The organism is Rhodococcus sp. MTM3W5.2, from assembly GCF_001984015.1.
Classification (GTDB): domain Bacteria; phylum Actinomycetota; class Actinomycetes; order Mycobacteriales; family Mycobacteriaceae; genus Rhodococcus_G; species Rhodococcus_G oryzae.
Genome location: NZ_CP019572.1, coordinates 105,625 through 123,506, shown reverse-complemented (window position 1 = coordinate 123,506; position 17,882 = coordinate 105,625). Strand labels below are relative to the sequence as shown.

The following is a 17,882-nucleotide window of genomic DNA, read 5'->3' as shown; positions in this document are numbered from 1 at the left end:
ACGGTCAGGTGGGCCGAGCGACAGCAATCGGGTAGTCGACTACGCGTGCCCGCGACCGCGAGCCGGTTCATTCTGAACCTGGACGCCGCATACCCTGCGATGGGAGTGTCATGTCGCGGGTGTTCATCACCTACTCCAGCCGGGACCGCCGTCAGGCGATCGCACTCAAGCGATGGCTGACGGAGCGGGAGCCCGGCCTGGCCCGCGAGATCTTCCTCGACGTCGACGCCGATACCGGCCTCCCGCTGGGCATCCGGTGGAAGGACGCACTGCGAAAGGCGAAGGACCGGTGCGAGGCGGTCATCGTCCTGCTCTCCTCGGCCTGGGAGAGCTCGCACGAGTGCAAGCTCGAGTACCGCCATGCGGAGGACCTGAACAAGCCGGTCTTCGTCGTCCGGCTGGAGCCGATGGAGAGCGGCGAGATCACCAGGGAATGGCAGCGCTGCGATCTGTTCGGCGACGGACCACAGACGGAGGCGTCGCTCGGTGACGGGTCGGAGCCGGTCGTGTTCCTCACCGACGGCCTTGAACGGCTGCGCACAGGGTTGCGCGCGACCGGGGTCGGCGCGGAGTACTTCCCGTGGCCGCCGCCGGGTGACCCGAACCGGGCGCCCTATCGGGGCTGGGAGCCGTTCGAAGAGGTCGATGCCGCCGTCTATTTCGGGCGGGACGCGCAGATCCTCGACGGGCTCGACCGCCTGCGTGGCATACGCAACACCGGTGTGGAGTCGCTGTTCGTGATTCTCGGACCGTCCGGGGTCGGCAAGTCCTCGTTCCTGCGGGCCGGACTCCTGCCACGGCTGCGACGCGACGACCGGAACTACCTACCGCTCGACATCGTTCGGCCCGAGCGCAACGCGCTCACCGGTGATTCCGGGTTGGCCCAGTCGATTCACGCGATGCGCGTGCGCCTGGGACTCACCCGGCCGACACTCGGGGAGATCAAGGCCGCCTGCCCCGACGGCGTCGAGCGTCTCCGCGAGTGGCTGCTCGAGGCGCAGCAGGCCGCCCGAGCGCGCGTCCTGGACCTGCCCCCCGATGCGCCCGCCCCCGCGTTGGTCCTGCCGGTTGACCAGGCCGAGGAACTGTTCGGCGTCGATGCGGGAGCGCAAGCCCGCCAACTTCTTTCGCTGCTCGCGCGCCTGATGCGGGACGCGAACGGCGACCGGGTGTCGATGTTCGTCGTGCTGACGATCCGCGCCGACCTCTACGAGGCGTGGCAGACGGCGCCGGAACTGGCCGGCCTGAAGAGCGCGGTGTTCGGCGAACTGAAGCCGATGCCGCCGACCCAGTTCAAGGAGGTCGTCGTCGGTCCCGTCCGGCGCGCAGGCGAGACCGGCCGCCAGCTTCGGGTGGAGCCTGCGTTGGTGGACCGGTTGCTGGAGGAATGCGGGCAGGGCGCGGACACGCTGCCGCTCCTGTCGCTGACCCTCTCGCGGCTGTACCGGGACTACGGCGGCGACATCGACCTGACCCTGGTCGAGTACACGGCCATGGGCGGGATGTCGCGCGTGGTGCAGACCGAGATCGACTCGGCGCTCTCCGCCGACCCCGGCGAACGGCAGCGACAGCTCGAACGGCTGCGCCGGGCCTTCATCCCCTGGCTGGCGACGATCAACCCGGACAACGACCAGCCGATGCGCCGCGTCGCGCGCTGGTCCGACATCCCGGCCGAGAGCCGACCACTGATCGACGTACTGGTGGCCAAGCGCCTGCTGGTCAAGGACGAGCGCGGCGGCGAGACGGTGGTCGAGGTGGCCTTGGAGAGCCTGCTGCGCCAGTGGGACGAGCTGGCCGAGTGGCTGCGGTCCGAGGCCGAGGACCTCAAGGCCGCGGATCGCCTCGAGGGTGCAGCCACCGAATGGGAACGCCGCGACCGGGACGAGGACTGGCTCCTGCAGGGAACGCGACTGGAGGACGCCGAGGTCCTCTCGGCCAAAACGGATTTCATCGATCGACTGCAGCCGACGCGGGGTTTCCTGTTGGCCTCGCGGGAGCGGGAGACCGCAAGGACCGAGGAGGAGAAGCGTCGACGGGAGGCAGAACTGCAGGCCGCCAAGGACAAGCAGCAGGCGGCTGAGGCCCTCGCCGAGGCGGAGACGGAGGCCAAGGAGCAGGCGCAGGCGCACACGGCGGCGCTACGCCAACGGACCCGAGTGCTGCGGGCCGCGCTGGCGGTGACGCTGGTCGCGGCGATGGTTGCCGTCTTCTACTACTTCCAGGAGAGGGACAGCGCGCGCGAATCGCTGGCCGCGCAACTGAACTCGGAGGCCCAGGCAATGCTCGCGGGCGCGAGGCCGGAAGGCGAGTTCCGCGCCCTCGGTGAGTTGCTCGCCGCGCCGCACATCGCCCCCAACACCGACGCCGATGCCATGCTCGGTGCATTGGTAGCGAGGCGCGATGTCGTCAAGATCATCGGCACGCCTGATCTGGTCGGGAGTGCCGCGTTCGATCGAGACGGCAATCGGATCGTCTCCGGCGGCTCCGACGGAATGGTGCGGCTGTGGAACGCGCACACGGGGCAACCGGAGGGCGCACCGATGCTGGCCGATCGCGGCGGCGTGAGCAACGTGGCGTTCAGCCCTGACGGCGGGACCATCGCAGCCGGCGGAAGCGATGGAGTCGTTCGGCTTTGGGAGACGGCCACCCAGAAGCCGCTGAATACGCCGGACATCACAGATCCGAGCGCCGTGCTGGGGATGGGGTTCAAGGCCGACGGCGGACGAATCGTCTCAGCGACATTCGACGGCACTCTCCGGTGGTGGGAGACCACGACCGGAAAGCTCGACAGCGATCCCGTCGAAAGACTGCGCGGCGGAAGAGTGATGAGTGTGGCCTTCAGCCCCGATGGACGATGGCTCGCTCTGGGCAGTGAGGACAACAGTATTCGGCTGGCGGACCTGTCGACGCCCGAATACACCCTGGTAGACGAGGTCTTGGCAGGACACCAGGGTGTAGCCCACAGCATCGCTTTCAGCCCCAACAGCGGTCAGATTGCCTCCGGGAGCGCGGACGGGACCGTGCGGTTGTGGGATGCGCACAGTCACACCTCCATCGGCGCGCCGATGGAGGGCCACGAGGCCCCGGTCACCAGCGTGGCGTTCAGCCCCGACGGCCAACGGATCATCTCCGGCGATCTCGCGGGCACCATCCGCGTCTGGGACGTAGCTACCGGTCATCCCGCCAGCACCCCCCTGGTCGGCCACCGGGGAATGGTGACCAGCGTCGGGTTCAGCCGCGACGGCAGTCGGTTACTCTCTGCCAGCGCCGACACCACCATGCGGATCTGGGATGCGAATACAGCGGTGGGGATGACCGGCCACTCCGGCGGGGGTTTGGGCGTATACAGCGTTCGATTCAATGAGGACGGCAACCGGATTTCCAGCGCGAGCCTGGACGGGGCGCGGCTGTGGGATGCGGACACCGGAACGTCAGCCGGGTTCATGGCAGGCCAAGGTTTCCCTGTCGCGGTTGCCTGGAGCCGCGATTGGCAGATGGTCGTGATCGGCGGTAAGGACGGGACCCTCCTTCGTTGGGATTCTTCTGGGCTCCCCCTCGGCGATCCGATCACCAGCCCCGGTCTGGCGAGCCTGGACGTCAGTTACGACGGCAGGTGGATCGTCACCGGTGGCGAGGATGGCGCTGTGCGACGTTGGGATGCTCGAACCGGCAAGAAGGTCAGCGAGCAACTGGACGCGCACACAGCCAGGGTGAACCTGGTCGGCTTCAGCCCTGACAGCCGAATGGTCGTCACCGGCAGCCTCGATCGAACGCTCCGTCGTTGGGACGCGGCAACAGGGAAGAGCCTCGGAGAACCGATGACGGTGAACCCCAAGGCACCTGCGGTATCGGCGGACTTCAGCCCGGACGGGCGGACTCTCGCCACCGGCGACGATGTCGGCACCGTCCGCAGGTGGGATGCAGGGAGCGGCCAGGCCCTTGGCGAACCCATGACCGGGCACAAGGGTTCGATATACGTTGAGTACAGCCCCGACGGCCGCACGATCGCCTCGTACGGATTCGACGCAACAGTGCGCCGCTGGGACGCCCAGACCGGTGAGCTGCTGGGGGAGATGCCGACCCAGGGCTGGACCGCCAATATTGATTTCAGCCCAGACAGCCGCCGCCTCGCCTCCGCCGGAGCCGACGGCATCCGGTTGTGGAACGCCGATACCGGGGAACCCATCGGCGAGCCGATGAGAGGGCACATAGGCCAGGCCTTGTCGGTCGACTTCAGCCCCGACGGACGGTCGATCGTCTCGGGTGGCGCGGACCATACGGTCCGACTGTGGTCCGTGCCGCCGCTCGACCCCACCGAGTGGCCGAAAGCCCTGTGCGACAAGCTCACTCGAAATATGAGCAAGTCCGAATGGAACGCCTGGGTCTCACCGGATGCCGACTACGCCGCGACCTGTCCCGATCTTCCGGTCCCCGACGACAGAACCGGCTGACCCGCTGCCAGGCCGAGTCAGCCCGGAAGCGGGATGACGATTCCCGGCAGGATCTCCACATTCCGCGGCGGGGGCGGCGGTGGGAGCGGGGCGGGCGGCACGAACACCGGCGGGGCCGGGGCCTCGGCCGGGGTGCACCATCCGGCACAGGCGGGGCCGCCGGGGCCGCCGGGGCCTGCGGGAGTGGCGCCTGTTGCCCCGAGCCACCCGTGTTGGTGCGGGAACCGTCACCGGTGCCGCCCCCGAATACGCGGGCACACCCGACTGGCCGCCGATGGGCTGCGGCCACGGGAAGGACTCGAAGTCGGTGCCCTCCAGCGCGCCGTCCATCGTGCCCTTCCAGATGTCCGAGGGCAGCCCGGAACCGTAAATCGATCCGCCCCACTGGTTCACGATCGCCTGCGACTGCTCGGTACCGATCCAGACCGCGGTGGACAGCGAAGGCGTGTAGCCGACCATCCAGGCATCCTTGTTCATTCCGGTGTCGCCGAACTGCGCGGTCCCGGTCTTGGCGGCCGACGGCCTGCCTCCGTACAGTGCGTGCCCGTTCGAGTAGACCGCGATCGGCAGCATCGCCTGGGTGACGTTGTCGGCCACCGCCGCGTCGAGTCGCCGTTCCCCCTGCGGCGCAGGACGATCCAGCAACACCGCGCCGTCCGCAGTCACCACCCGCTGCACGAAGTAGGGCTGATGGTAGATCCCGGACGCGGCCAGCGTCGCATACGCGGACGCCATGTCGATCGGACGGGACTGGTACTGCCCCAAGACGATTCCGTTCTCCGGCGGGCCGCCGTCCTGGGTCAGGCTCTCGCCCTCGACGCCGGGGATCTGCTTCGGGATGCCGGCCTCGTGCGCGACGTCGGCGATCTTCTGCGAGCCGTTCTCCATCGACAGCGTGAGCCGGTAGAAGCTGGTGTTCAGCGACTGCTTGAGCGCCTGCGCGATGGTGCAGGTCCCGCAGCCGTCGCCGCCCACGTTCGTGATCTCCACCTGACCGACGGTGAGCGGGGCACTGTTGAACATCGTCTGCAGGCCCTTGCCCTCCTTGAGCAGGGCGGCCAGCCCGAACACCTTGAATGCGGATCCGGTCTGCAGCGGCGACTGCGCGAAATCGAAACCGGCCCCGTCGGATCCGCCGTAGTACGCGCGGACCGCGCCGCTGCGCGGATCGATCGACACCACCGCCGCGCGCAGCTCCGGGGGCTCGCCCGCCATCGTCTCGCGCACCGACTGCAGCGCCGCGTCCTGCGCCCTCGGGTCGATGGTGGTGGTGATCTGCAGCCCCTCGGTGTTCAGCTGCTGCTCGCTGATCCCGGCCGCGGCCAGCTCGGCGAGCACCTGCGCCCGGATCAGGCCTTCCGGTCCGCGCGCCGCGTTCGCATCCACCAGCTGACTCGACGGCACCACCGCCGGGAACAGCGCCGCGGACCGCTCCTCCTTCGACAGCTGGCCCTGGCTGACCATTCCGTCGAGCACGTACCGCCAGCGGGACTCGAGCCTGGCGCGGTTGGTCTCGGGGTCGAGGCTGGACGGGCTCTGGATGACGGAGGCGAGCACGGCGCCCTCCTCGACCGTGAGCTCCTCGACCGGCTTGTTGAAGTAGGCCTTCGATGCGGCCGCGATGCCGTACGCGCCGCGGCCGAAGTAGATGGTGTTCAGGTAGGCGGCGAGGATGTCGTCCTTGGACCACTGCCGGGCCATCTTCGAGGAGATGACCAGCTCACGCATCTTGCGGACGACGTTCCGGTCCGCGCCGACGAGGGTGTTCTTGACGTACTGCTGGGTGATCGTCGAACCGCCGCCCGCGCTGGCCTTGCCGAGGATGTTGTCGCGTGCGGCCCTGGCAAAGCCGGAGACGGAGAAGCCTGGGTTGGTGTAGAAGTCCCGATCCTCGGCGGACAGGACCGCCTGCCGGACGTGCTCGGGATCTGCGCGAGCTCGACATCGGTGCGGTTACCCTCCGGCGGCACGACCTTCGTGATGGTCGAACCGTCGGTGGCGAAGATCGTCGCCACCTGGTTGGTGCGCATGTCCGAGGGATGCGGCACCTCGGCCTGCCAGTAGCCGACCGCGAACACCGCGGCAGGCACGACCACCAGCAGCGTCGCCAGCCCGGCCGCGATCCACAGGAACAGGCGGCGCCTGCTCCGCTTCGGGGGAGTGGGCTCACCACCCGGCGGGTCGCCACCACCCGGTTCTTCGGGCGGCGGCGGGGTCGTCGGGGCAGTGCTGGTAGGCGAGCTCACATGCAGGATTCCTGTCTGGGAGACCGAGTCTTCCCTGCATCCTGACATTCGTGAACAGGCGTGGCCATCGACGCGCCACAATTCCGTCGCACCGAACTGGACGGGTCACCAGATTCACCCGCGACGGATGAGGGTCAGCGCACCCGTCGCCACACCGCGACGGCCAACCCGAGCAACACCGCACAGCCGGCCAGCACCAGCGACTCGGTGACCCCGGCCTCTCCGCGCACGATCCCGGCCACCGCCGTGATGAACGCCATGACCGTGAAGAACCCGAGGATCCCGATCAGTATCTCGACCTGCTGGCGGCGCCGCGCCCGGTTCTTCACGAGCCGCGGCTCACGACTTGACGCCGCCCGCGGTCAGACCCGACACGATGCGGCGCTGGAAGATCAGCACCATGATCACAAGCGGGACCGTCACCAGCGTGCCCGCCGCCATCACCGCGGTGTACGGCTGCGAGAAGGAGTCCGGGCCCTCGAACCGGGCGATCGCCACCGTCACCGGCTCGGTCGCGCGGGTGGAGAGCATGTTCGCCAGCATGTACTCGTTCCACGTCGCGATGAAGGCGAGGATCGCGGTGGTGAACAACGCAGGCGCGGCCAGCGGCAGGATCACCTTCCGGAAGGCCTGCCCCGCGAGGCACCGTCGACCCGGGCCGCCTCCTCGAGCTCCCACGGCAGGTCGCCGAGGAAGGAGGTGAGCGTGTAGATGGTCAGCGGCAGCACGAACGAGATGTTCGGGACGATCAGCGCCTGGTAGTGACCGATCCAGCCGATGTCACCGAACAGCTGGAACAGCGGCGTCACCAGGGCGACGCCGGGGAACATCGAGGCAGCCAGGATGATGCCGGTCACGACGTACTTGCCGCGAAACTCGATCCGCGCCAGCGCGTACGCGGTGAAGATGCCGAGCATCATCGCCACCGCGGTGGTCGCGGCGCCGATGATGAGGCTGTTGACGATGGCGCCGAGGAAGTCGTTGCCCTTGTCGGTGGCCAGCGCGTCCCGAAAGTTGTCGAGCGTGACGTAGGTCGGCCACGGGGTGGTGTCAAAGGTGTGGTCGACGTCCCGGAAGGCGGTGATGACCATCCAGTAGAACGGGGCCAGCCCCCAGATCAGGATGATGGCCGCGCCCATGTAGGTGCGCACGCTCGGCCAGGGGGACCGCCGGCGACGCTCGGTCGGCGCGGCCTGCTCGGGCGTGCGACCGAAGGGCGACTTCGCCAGCTCGTCGCTGCGGTGCCGTCCCGCCATCACTACTTGTCTCCCTTGCGCTGTTCGTCCTGCGTGCGCACCGCGTTGGCGCCGAGGAACTTCACCATGATGAAGGCCACCGCGAAGATCATCAGGAACACCAGCGTCGACAGCGCGGACGCGCTGTTGAAGTTGCCGTTGCGGATGTCCGCGACCACCAGGATCGACATCGTGGTGGTCGGGGTGGCGCCGCTGTCGCCGTTGAGGATCGCGGGCAGGTCGTACATGCGCAGCACGTCGAGGGTACGGAACAGGACCGCCACCATCAGCGCGGGCTTGACCAGCGGCAGCGTGATCTGGGTGAACCGCTGCCAGGCGCTGGCGCCGTCCACCTTGGCGGCCTCGTAGACGTCCTGCGGGATCATCTGCAGACCGGCCAGGATGAGCAGCGCCATGAACGGCGTGGTCTTCCAGACGTCGGCGACGATCACCGCGAACCGGGATGCCCACGGATCGGTCGTCCACGCGATGTCGGTCCCGAGGATCTTGTTGGCGATGCCGTTCTCCGCGAAGATGAAGAACCACAGCTTGGCGGTGACCGCCGTCGGGATGGCCCACGGGATCAGCACCGCGGCCCGCAGCAGCGAACGCCCGAAGAAGGTGCGGCCCATGATCGTCGCCATCCACAGGCCCAGCAGGACCTCGATGGTGACGGTGACGGCCGCGAAGAAGAAGGTGATCCCGACGGACGGCCAGAAGTCGGCGCCAAGGGTGCCGGGCGGGCAGGACCCCATCCCAGAACCACAGTTCTGGGTCAGCCACATCAGGTAGTGGTCGAAGCCGGCGAAGCCGCCCTTGGTGAACGTGCCGGTCACCGGGTCGAGGCCCTTGTCGGCCTGGAACGAGAGCCAGATGGCCCGCAGGACCGGGTACAGGATGACGATCGCCAGGATCACCATCGTCGGCGCGATCAGCCACACCGCCCGCAGGTCTCGCTTGCGCGGTGGGGGTGCTACGTCGTCGCGACCCGGATACCCGCTGTCGGGTACCTCGCGCCCGGAGGCGCTGACGTCGCGGCCGGAGTCGGTGAGGACTCCGGCCGCGGCGCGGGCCTCGTCTGCCTGCCGTGGCCCAGCAGAGTCAGCCATCGTTGGTGTACCTGGTTCTCTTCGTGTTCGAACTGCCAGGGCCCGAGCCGGGTCCTGGCCTTACTGACTTACTTGGACGCGGCCGAGATCGCTGCGGACATGTCCGCGGTGGCCTGGTCGACGCTCATCTTGCCGGTGATGGCGGCGTACGCGTTGTCCTGGATCGCCTTGGTGACGGCGTTGTAGAACGGCGTGACCGGGCGCGGCACGGCGTTCTCCAGCGCGGCCTTGAGCGCGGGCAGGTACGGGTACTTGGCGATCAGAGCGGCGTCGTCGTACACGGACGCGAGCACCGGCGGGAACGACGCGTCCGCGAAGGACTGCTGGTTCGCCGGGTTCTGCACGAACTCGACGAAGTCGCGAGCGGTCTGCTTGCTCTTCGAGTTCACGTTGATGCCGTTGTTGTAGCCGCCCAGGGTGGACGCGCCGGGGCCGGTGGGGCCGACGATCGGCGCGACCGCGACGTTGCCCTTGACCTTGGAGCTGTCCTTCTCGGCGTTCGAGTACATGTACGGCCAGTTGTAGGCGTACATGGACTCGCCACCGACGAACGCGAGGTTGGTCTCCTCCTCGGTGAAGCCGGTGGAGCGCTTGGCGATCTGGCCCTTCGCGTAGGCGTCGACCAGCGACTGCAGGCCGGCCTTGGCCTGCGGCGACTCGACCTCGGGGGTCTGGCCGTCGGGGCCGACGACCGAGCCGCCCCACGAGTTGATCGCCTGGGTGGTGTTCACGGTCAGGCCCTCGTACTGCTTGAGCTGGGTGACCAGGCAGTCAACGGACTTGGCGGTGGCCGTGGCGCAGCTGTCAGTGAGCGCCTGCCAGTTCGCCGGCGCCGTCGGCATCAGATCGGTGCGGTAGTAGAGCAGCTGCGCGTTGGTGTTCTGCGGGGCCGCGTACAGCTTGTCGCGGTAGGTCGCGCTGGCGACGGTGGCGGGCAGCAGGCCGGACGTCTCGATCGCCAGGTCACCCTCGAGCGGCTGCAGCCAGCCGTTGGCGGCGAACTCTGCGGTCCAGGTGACGTCGAGCGCCATCACGTCGTAGTCGGAGTTGCCGGCCTGCAGCGACTGGACCAGCTTGTCGCGCTGATCGTCGGCCTCGCCGGGGAGTTCCTTGAGCTCGACCTTCTCGTCCGGGTGCGCGGCGTTCCAGCTCGCGATGACCGGGGTGAGCTTGTCCGTGTCGTTCTTGCCCATCGCGAACGAGATCGGACCACGGCCGCCGGTGTTCTCAGCCGAGGCGTCGCCGGAGCCGGAGCCGCTGTCGCTCGAACAACCGGTGATCGCGAGCAGCGATGCGGCGGTTGCCGCGACCGCCGCACGGCGGACCGCCTTCGTATTCAGAACCATGGAGTATCTCCCCGGTAGTCGGTGGATCGGATCGGTCGGTCCGGCGCAGCACGAAACGCGCGACGCCGATGCCCGTGTCGTTGCCTACTGTGGCACGGAACACCGCCGAACCGAGACATTACGTCGAACCTGAATCGGTCAGGAATCTAGTCGAGCCTGCGGCCGTCCGCAGCGGAGAACAAGTGCAGCTCGGAGGGGTCGACGTGCAGCCGGACCTGCTGGCCCTTCTGCGGCGGGTTGCGCCAGTCGGCGCGGGCGACGACCTCGTGCGGGGCGCCCGCGAGGGTGGTGCGGCCGTAGATGTAGGCGTCCGAGCCGAGCTCCTCGACCACGTCCACCTCCATCGGGATGCCCCGGTCGGAGAGCTCCAGGTGCTCGGGGCGGATGCCGAGGACCACCTCCGGCTCGTGCGCAAGGGCGAGGGCGCCGCGCGGCACCGGGATCACGGTCTCGCCGAACAGCACGCCGCCGTCCGTGACGGGCAGGGTGAACAGGTTCATCGAGGGCGAGCCCATGAAGCCGGCCACGAACATGTTGGCGGGCCGGGAGTACAGCTCGCGGGGCGAGGCGCACTGCTGTAGCAGTCCGTCCTTGAGCACCGCGACCCGATCGCCCATCGTCATCGCCTCGACCTGATCGTGGGTGACGTAGACGGTGGTGGTGCCGAGCCGGCGCTGCAGCTGCGCGATCTGGGTGCGGGTCTGCACGCGCAGCTTCGCGTCCAGGTTGGAGAGCGGCTCGTCCATGAGGAACACCTGCGGCTGACGCACGATCGCGCGGCCCATCGCGACGCGCTGACGCTGGCCGCCGGAGAGCGCCTTGGGCTTGCGATCGAGGTACTGCGACAGGTCGAGGAGCTTCGCGGTCTCCTCCACCCGCTGGCGGATCTCCGCCTTCGGGGTGCCAGCCAGCTTCAGCGCGAAGCCCATGTTCTCGGCGACCGACATGTGCGGGTACAGCGCGTAGTTCTGGAACACCATCGCGATGTCCCGGTCCTTCGGCTCGGTGCCCGTGACGTCCTTGTTGCCGATCAGGATGCGTCCGGAGTCGACCTCCTCCAGTCCCGCGAGCATGCGCAGCGAGGTGGACTTGCCGCAGCCGGACGGGCCGACCAGGACGAGGAACTCGCCGTCCTCGATGTGCAGGTTCAGCTTGTCCACGGCCGGCGTGGTGGAGCCGGGGAACACGCAGCTGGTGGAGTCGTAGGTGACTGTCGCCATGGGTGTCGATCGATCCCTTCACCGGCAGGAACGTGCCGGACGATCCGAGTTGAGGGTGGTGCGCGGCCAGTATCGCAGAGCGGGCCGATGAGTTCCGCCGTCGAGGCGGGTCTACCTGTTCACACGCCCCGACCGGGCCCGATGGCAGGAGATTGTGCGATGACCGGTGGCGACCTGACGCAGGAGCAGATCCGCCCGATGATCGCGGCGGAGCGGATGGAGCTGGCGGACCTGCTGGCGGGGCTGCCCGAGGCGGCCTGGGACTCTCCGACGCTCTGCGAGGGCTGGCGGGTCCGCGAGGTCGTCTCGCACATGACCATGGCGTACCGGTATTCGATGCTGCGGGTGGTGTTCGGGATCGCCAAGGCGGGCGGCAACTTCAACCGGATGGCCGACCGGGCGGCAAGGAAGGACGCGGAGGAGCTGACCTCAGGGCAACTCGTGGCGTCGCTCCGCGAAAACGTGGACCATCCGTGGAAGCCACCGGGTGGCGGCTACGAGGGGGCGTTGTCGCATGACGTGATCCACGGCCTCGACATCACCACCGGGCTCGGGCTCGACCGCACGGTGCCCGCCGACCGTGTGCGCGTCGTCCTGGGCGACCTGTCGACCAAGAACCTGAAGTACTTCGGCACCGACCTGCACGGTGTCGAGCTGCGGGCAACCGACCTGGACTTCGCCATCGGGTCGGGGAAGCCCGTCACCGGACGCGCGCAGGACATCCTCCTCGCCCTCTGCGGACGGAAGCTTCCACACGATCGGCTGCGGGGCGAGCAGGCACCGCGGTTCACGCAGCGGTTCAACGGAAGGACTGATCATGACCGATGACACCGAACAGATCCGAGGCCTGATCGAACGCTGGGCCGTCGCGGTGCACGAGGGGGACCTCGGCGGTGTCCTCGCCGACCACAGCGAGGACATCGTCATGTTCGACGTGCCGCCGCCGTGCGAGGGCGTCCGCGGCCTCCCCGCCTACCGGGAGACCTGGCCACAGTTCTTCGAGTGGCATTCCAGGGGAGCGGTTTTCGAGATCGTCTCCCTCGACGTCACCGCGGGAGAGGATGTCGCGTTCGCGCACGCGCTGCTGCGCTGCGGATTACCGCAGGAACTCGCAGAACGCCCCGAGAACCGCCTGCGCGTGACGATGGGGCTGCGCCGCGAGAACGGCGGCTGGGTCATCGCCCACGAACACCACTCGTTCCCCGACTTCGACGCGGTGGAAGGCGCGGGTACCTGACGATCACGGCGCCACCGGCTGACCCCCGGTGTCAGAGGTGTTCGGAGAAAAAGGCGGTGAGCTCGTCGACGGCCGGGTTCACGAATTCCGGGACGTCGTAGAGGTCGATGTGGTTCGTGGTCGGCAGCCAGACGATCTTCTTCGGATCACCGGCCCTGTCGTACACCGCCTGAGCGCCCTCGGGACTGCAGAACTCATCGGTGGTGCCGTGCACCACGAGCAGCGGGGTGGGGGAGATCAGGTCGGCGGCGGCGAGGGTGTCGACCGTCATCGTCTGATACCCCGACGCGACGGTGACAGAGTTCTCCCAGTGGGGGCTGTAGGAGCGCTCCGTGCCGTAGTACTCGAACGGCTCGGCGCCCATCATCGCCGCCGGCCCGCCGTCATCGGTCACCGCCTTTCATAGACCGGCTGACCGTCCTCGGTCCATGCGTGATCCCAGATGTCCCGCAACGCTTCTCGGTAGTCCCCACCACGGTGGGCGAAGCTGCCCGGGGCACCGGGGTACGCACCGGCCACGCAGGCCAGCGCGGCCACCCGGGGATCCTGGGCGGCGGCCTTGAGCGCGTACCCACCACCCAGGCACACGCCCGTCAGGCCGATCCGTCCGAATCCCAGTGCGCCCAGATGGCCGACGGCCGCGCGCAGGTCGGTCACCTTGCCCGCGGCGTCCTCGTGCCTGCGGATCGCACCACCGGACTCGCCGTAGTTCCGATGGTCGAAGGCCAGCGTGGCGAATCCGGCGCGCGCGAGGGCCTCGGCGTACGTGCCGACGACCTGCTCCTTCACCCCGGTGAACGGGCCGGTGAACGTCACCGCCCTGGTCGCCGCGGCCGGGCGGCGCAGGATTCCCACCAGGCTGGTGCCGTCCTCCGCGCGAAACTCGACACGCTCCGTGTTCACTGCGACCTCCCCCATCGGTTGCGGACACGATCATCCGCCCGCCGTGCCCTTCGCGCACGGCCTGATCCCGACACAGTAGGCGCCCGTCGCAAATCGGATTGCCGTTGCCGCCCAGGAGGTGTGGCACCTAAACTTCGTCGCCGTACCAGTCGGCGATGGGGGAGACCGCGTGGACCAGCCAGCACTTGACGGCGCCGATTCGGTGGCCGACGCTCCGACCGAACCCCACACGAGCAGCGGGTCGCGTGGGCCGAGCTGTTCTTCGACCTGATCTGGGTCTTCGCGGTCACACAGATCGCCACGGCCCTGGCCGGCGCGCACGACATCGGCGAGGCGGCTCGCCTGATGCTGCTGTTCATGCCGCTGTGGTGGGGGTGGGTGGGGGCAACGCTGCTGGCGAACCGGGCGGGTGACCTCGTGGATCAGGCGCTGGGCCGGATGGCGCTCTTCAGCGTCGCCGGTTGCGGGCTCCTGATGTCGGTGGCCGTGGGAGGAGCATTCGGCGACCGTGCCCTGGTCTTCGCCGCCGGCTATGTCGTGCTCCGACTCCTGTTGTGGGCCTTTTCCTGCCGACTTCCCGGCGGATCCGCCCGACTCCGGTTGGAGCCCTTCGCCGTAGCCGCTTTCGTCGCCGCGCCGCTGTTCCTGCTCGGTGCCTTCCTCGAAGGGCCATGGCGGATCGCCGCGTGGACCGCGGCCGCCCTGATCGAGCTGATCGCCCCGCGGGTGCTGCCAGCCGGCCTGAACCACGTCCGCATCGAGACCGCGCACCTGCCGGAGCGGTTCGGGCTGTTCCTGATCATCGCGCTCGGCGAGACGGTGGTCGCGGTCGGCGGCCAGGCCGCCGGGATCGACCTCGACGGGCCCACCTACGCCGCCTTCGCGCTCGCGTTCCTCATCATCGTCCTGCTGTGGTGGACGTACTTCCACTACGGCGCCCCCGCCGTACGCCACAGCCTGGAGCACAGTCCCGAGCAGGCTCGCATCGTCACCGATGTCTTCAGCTACGCCCACCTCATCTACGTCACCGCGATCATCGCGATCGCCGTTGGCCTGAAGAAGCTGCTCGCCTATCCGCTGTCCGTGCCGCACTCGTTCCCCGAGCTGCTGCTCGCTCCCGGCGTGGCGCTGTACCTGTTCGGGTTCTGCTACGCCCGGTGGCGGATGTTCGGGGCGGCCACCGCACAGCGGTCCGCCGCGGCCCTCGCCTGCTGCGTGATCGCGGGGGCGGCACCGCTGCTGCCCGCCATCGCCACCGCCGCGCTGGTCCTCGCGGTCCTGCTCGCGCTGAACGGATACGAGGCCTGGATCGTCACCACCCACCGGCCGCTCCCGCTGCTTCGCCTGCCACGGATCGCGAGGCGCGACACGCAGCTCTGACTCGTTGCGCCCGAACGGTCGCGGAGGACTGCGGGGTCGGCCCCTCACGGACTACCGTGGGATCCGGCCTTCCTCGACGAGTCAGGAGTGCAGATGACCCACGGATTTCGCATCGGCGTCCAGCTCCAGCCGCAACACGCGCCCGACTACGGCCTGATCCGCGACGCGGTACTGCGGTCCGAGGACGCGGGCGTCGACATCGTCTTCACCTGGGACCACTTCTATCCGCTCTACGGCAACCCCGACGGCGCCCACTTCGAGTGCTGGACGATGCTCGCCGCCTTTGCCGAGCAGACCGAGCGGGTGGAGATCGGCGCGCTGGTCAGCGGCGGCGGCTACCGGAACCCGGACCTGCTCGCGGACATGGCCCGCACGGTCGACCACATCAGCGGCGGGCGGCTCATCCTCGGCATCGGGGCTGGCTGGTTCGAGAAGGACTACGACGAGTACGGCTACGAGTTCGGCACCGCGGGGCACCGCTTGAAACTGCTCGGGGAGACCCTGTCGCGGATCTCGGCACGACTGGACAAGCTCAACCCGGCCCCCACCCGGCACATCCCGATCCTCATCGGCGGCGGCGGCGAGCGCAAAACGCTGCGCCTGGTCGCCGAGTACGCCGACGTGTGGCACAGCTTCGCCGACCTCGACGCGTTGCGGCACAAGTCGCAGGTGCTGGCCGAGCACTGCGCGGCCGTGGGCCGCGAACCCGCGCGGATCGAGCGGTCGGTCGCCTGGCCCGGGCCGGAGGCCGCGCAGGATTTCCTCGACGCGGGCGTCACCCTGTTCACCGTCGGCACCGGCGGACCCGACTACGACCTGTCCACGGTCATGGAGGCGCTGCGCTGGCGTTCCGACCGGCTGCCCGAGCCGATCGAGGGCCTGGCCTGAGCGGCCTCCTTCACCGAACAGAAAGGTTCCCGGGTCCCGGACCCCGGCGCCGCTAGGCTCCTCTGCATGGTTCGTCCACATGTCGTGAAGAGTCGGGTGCTCATCGCCCTGCTGGCGCTGCTGGCATTGATGCTGACCGGGTGCGGCGGCGGCGACTCGGCCACCTCGGCCACCGACCTGTGCGCCCCACCCGGCGTCGGCAGCGCCTCCGCCGCACCCACCAACCTGGACGCGGCCGCCGCGACGGCCGCGGAGGATCGGTACACCACGCCGAGCACCAAGCCGCTGGACCAGATCGACATCGGCGCGCTCGGCCTGGCCACCCCCGGCAAGCTCAGCGTCGGAACCCTGTCCGACGCCCCGCCGAGCATCTGCGTCGACTCCTCGGGCACCTTCACCGGCTACGACAACGAGCTGCTCAAGGCCGTCGCCGCCAAGCTCGGCCTGCAGATCGAGTTCTCCGGTACCGAGTTCGCCGGACTTCTCTCCCAGGTCGCGACGAACCGATTCGACGTCGGGTCGTCCTCGATCACCACCACCGACGAGCGTCGCAAAACCGTCGGCTTCACCAATGGCTACGACTTCGGCTACTTCTCGCTGGTGGTGCCGAACGGCAGCGCCATCCACGGGTTCTCGGACCTGAACGCGGGCACCCGGATCGGGGTCGTCCAGGGCACCGTCCAGGACGACTACGTCGTGAACACGCTGGGGCTCGACCCGGTGAAGTTCCCCGATTACAACACCGCCTACGCGAACCTCAAGACCGGCCAGATCGACGCGTGGGTGGCCCCGTCCCAGCAGGCGGAGGGCGCGATCAAGCCCGGTGACCCCACCTCGATCGTGCAGAACACCTTCAGCCTCAACAACTTCGTCGGCTGGGCCGTCAACAAGGACAACCAGCCCCTGATCGACGCGCTCAACTCCGGGCTGGACGCGGTGATCGCCGACGGCACCTGGGCGTCGCTGTACTCGGACTGGGTACCCCGTGAGCTGCCCGAGGGCTGGAAGCCGGGAAGCAAGGCGGCGCCGCAGCCGGAGCTGCCGGACTTCGCCGCGCTCGCCAAGCCGGAGACGCCGGGATCCGAGCAGTCGCAGACCGCCCAGCAGTCGACGCTCGCCCAGCTCGGCGCCACCTTCTTCGACTGGGATCTGTACCGCCAGGCCATTCCGGACCTGCTCAAGACCGGCCTGCCCAACACGGTGATCCTCGCCGTCACCTCGGGCGTGATCGGCACCGTGGCGGGCATGCTGCTCGCGGTCGCAGGAATCTCGCGCACCCGCTGGCTGCGCTGGCCTGCGCGGGTGTACACCGACGTCTTCCGCGGACTGCCCGCGGTCGTGATCATCCTGATCATCGGCCTTGGCGTCGGACCGGTGGTCAAGGGCCTGACCGGTAACAACCCGTACTGGCTCGGCGCCGCCGCGCTGGCCCTGCTGGCCGCCGCCTATATCGGCGAGATCTTCCGCTCCGGCATCCAGAGCGTCGAGCCGGGGCAGCTGGAGGCGGCCCGGGCGATCGGCTTCAGCTACCGCCGGGCAATGACCCTGGTGGTGATCCCGCAGGGCGTCCGCCGGGTGCTGCCCGCGCTGATGAACCAGTTCATCTCGCTGATCAAGGACTCCTCGCTGATCTACTTCCTCGGCCTGTTGGCGACCCAGCGGGAACTCTTCGCGGTCGGGCGCGACCTCAACGCGCAGACCGGGAACCTGTCGCCGCTCGTGGCCGCAGGCCTGTTCTACCTGGCGCTGACAATCCCGCTCACCCACCTGGTGAACTACATCGACCGGCGCCTGCGGACCGGCAGGGCCGACACCTCCGGCACACTCGACCCGCTCGAACAAGCCATCGTCGTGGAAAGGGGATAGC

At 68.7% G+C, this 17,882-nt stretch carries 12 protein-coding genes and 2 pseudogenes; 6 read left to right on the top strand and 8 right to left on the bottom strand.

Annotation, left to right across the window (positions count from 1 at the left end; all coding sequences use genetic code 11):
- Positions 1 to 110: 110 nt before the first annotated feature.
- Positions 111 to 4,451, top strand: a complete 4,341-nt coding sequence (locus BTZ20_RS00555; RefSeq protein WP_077040002.1) for a TIR domain-containing protein — start codon at positions 111 to 113, stop codon at positions 4,449 to 4,451.
- On the opposite strand, the gene BTZ20_RS00550 is transcribed toward BTZ20_RS00555, so the two are convergent.
- The 6 genes and pseudogenes from BTZ20_RS00550 to BTZ20_RS00525 all read right to left on the bottom strand — a co-directional run bounded on the left by BTZ20_RS00550 (position 4,386) and on the right by BTZ20_RS00525 (position 11,607).
- The gene (locus tag BTZ20_RS00550) at positions 4,386 to 6,353 is read right to left on the bottom strand and encodes a transglycosylase domain-containing protein (RefSeq protein WP_411269173.1); all 1,968 of its coding nucleotides are present in this window, start codon (positions 6,351 to 6,353) and stop codon (positions 4,386 to 4,388) included. The genes BTZ20_RS00555 and BTZ20_RS00550 overlap by 66 nt on opposite strands.
- Positions 6,354 to 6,831: 478 nt before the next feature.
- Complete coding sequence (locus BTZ20_RS00545; RefSeq protein ID WP_077040001.1) at positions 6,832 to 7,026, bottom strand: hypothetical protein; 195 nt, start codon at positions 7,024 to 7,026, stop codon at positions 6,832 to 6,834.
- Positions 7,027 to 7,036: 10 nt separating this feature from the next.
- Positions 7,037 to 7,836 (bottom strand): annotated as a pseudogene (locus tag BTZ20_RS00540) (carbohydrate ABC transporter permease).
- A 119-nt stretch (positions 7,837 to 7,955) separates the two neighbouring features.
- Positions 7,956 to 9,041 (bottom strand): carbohydrate ABC transporter permease, encoded by a 1,086-nt coding sequence (locus BTZ20_RS00535; protein ID WP_077040000.1) that lies wholly within the window; start codon positions 9,039 to 9,041, stop codon positions 7,956 to 7,958.
- Positions 9,042 to 9,109: 68 nt separating this feature from the next.
- A complete protein-coding gene (locus tag BTZ20_RS00530; RefSeq protein ID WP_077039999.1) occupies positions 9,110 to 10,387 on the bottom strand; it encodes an ABC transporter substrate-binding protein in 1,278 nt (425 codons plus the stop codon).
- A 146-nt stretch (positions 10,388 to 10,533) separates the two neighbouring features.
- Complete coding sequence (locus BTZ20_RS00525; protein ID WP_077039998.1) at positions 10,534 to 11,607, bottom strand: ABC transporter ATP-binding protein; 1,074 nt, start codon at positions 11,605 to 11,607, stop codon at positions 10,534 to 10,536.
- A gap of 159 nt (positions 11,608 to 11,766) precedes the next feature.
- Here BTZ20_RS00525 and BTZ20_RS00520 point away from each other — a divergent pair, with 159 nt between their 5' ends.
- Positions 11,767 to 12,435, top strand: a complete 669-nt coding sequence (locus BTZ20_RS00520) for a maleylpyruvate isomerase family mycothiol-dependent enzyme (RefSeq protein WP_077039997.1) — start codon at positions 11,767 to 11,769, stop codon at positions 12,433 to 12,435.
- Positions 12,425 to 12,844, top strand: a complete 420-nt coding sequence (locus BTZ20_RS00515; RefSeq protein WP_189636557.1) for a YybH family protein — start codon at positions 12,425 to 12,427, stop codon at positions 12,842 to 12,844. The genes BTZ20_RS00520 and BTZ20_RS00515 overlap by 11 nt, the downstream gene beginning before the upstream one ends.
- Before the next feature lie 31 nt (positions 12,845 to 12,875).
- Here the strand turns inward: BTZ20_RS00515 and BTZ20_RS00510 are convergent, their stop codons facing one another.
- Together BTZ20_RS00510 and BTZ20_RS00505 are read right to left on the bottom strand one after the other, a co-directional pair.
- A complete protein-coding gene (locus BTZ20_RS00510) occupies positions 12,876 to 13,238 on the bottom strand; it encodes an alpha/beta hydrolase (RefSeq protein ID WP_077039996.1) in 363 nt (120 codons plus the stop codon).
- Positions 13,235 to 13,747 carry an alpha/beta hydrolase gene (locus tag BTZ20_RS00505; RefSeq protein ID WP_189636556.1) on the bottom strand — a complete coding sequence of 171 codons (513 nt, stop codon included), beginning with the start codon at positions 13,745 to 13,747 and terminating at the stop codon, positions 13,235 to 13,237. Before BTZ20_RS00505 ends, BTZ20_RS00510 begins: the two co-directional genes overlap by 4 nt.
- 249 nt (positions 13,748 to 13,996) lie before the next feature.
- On the opposite strand from BTZ20_RS00505, the pseudogene BTZ20_RS00500 reads away from it, so the two are divergent.
- The 3 genes and pseudogenes from BTZ20_RS00500 to BTZ20_RS00490 all read left to right on the top strand — a co-directional run.
- Positions 13,997 to 15,127: pseudogene (locus tag BTZ20_RS00500) on the top strand (low temperature requirement protein A); the annotation flags it as partial.
- 93 nt (positions 15,128 to 15,220) lie between these two features.
- Entirely contained in the window at positions 15,221 to 16,015 is a 795-nt protein-coding gene (locus BTZ20_RS00495; protein ID WP_077039994.1) for an LLM class F420-dependent oxidoreductase, read from the top strand.
- A 66-nt stretch (positions 16,016 to 16,081) separates the two neighbouring features.
- On the top strand, positions 16,082 to 17,881 hold the full coding sequence (locus BTZ20_RS00490) for an ABC transporter substrate-binding protein/permease (RefSeq protein ID WP_077039993.1): 1,800 nt from the start codon (positions 16,082 to 16,084) through the stop codon (positions 17,879 to 17,881).
- The last annotated feature ends 1 nt before the right edge of the window (position 17,882 follow it).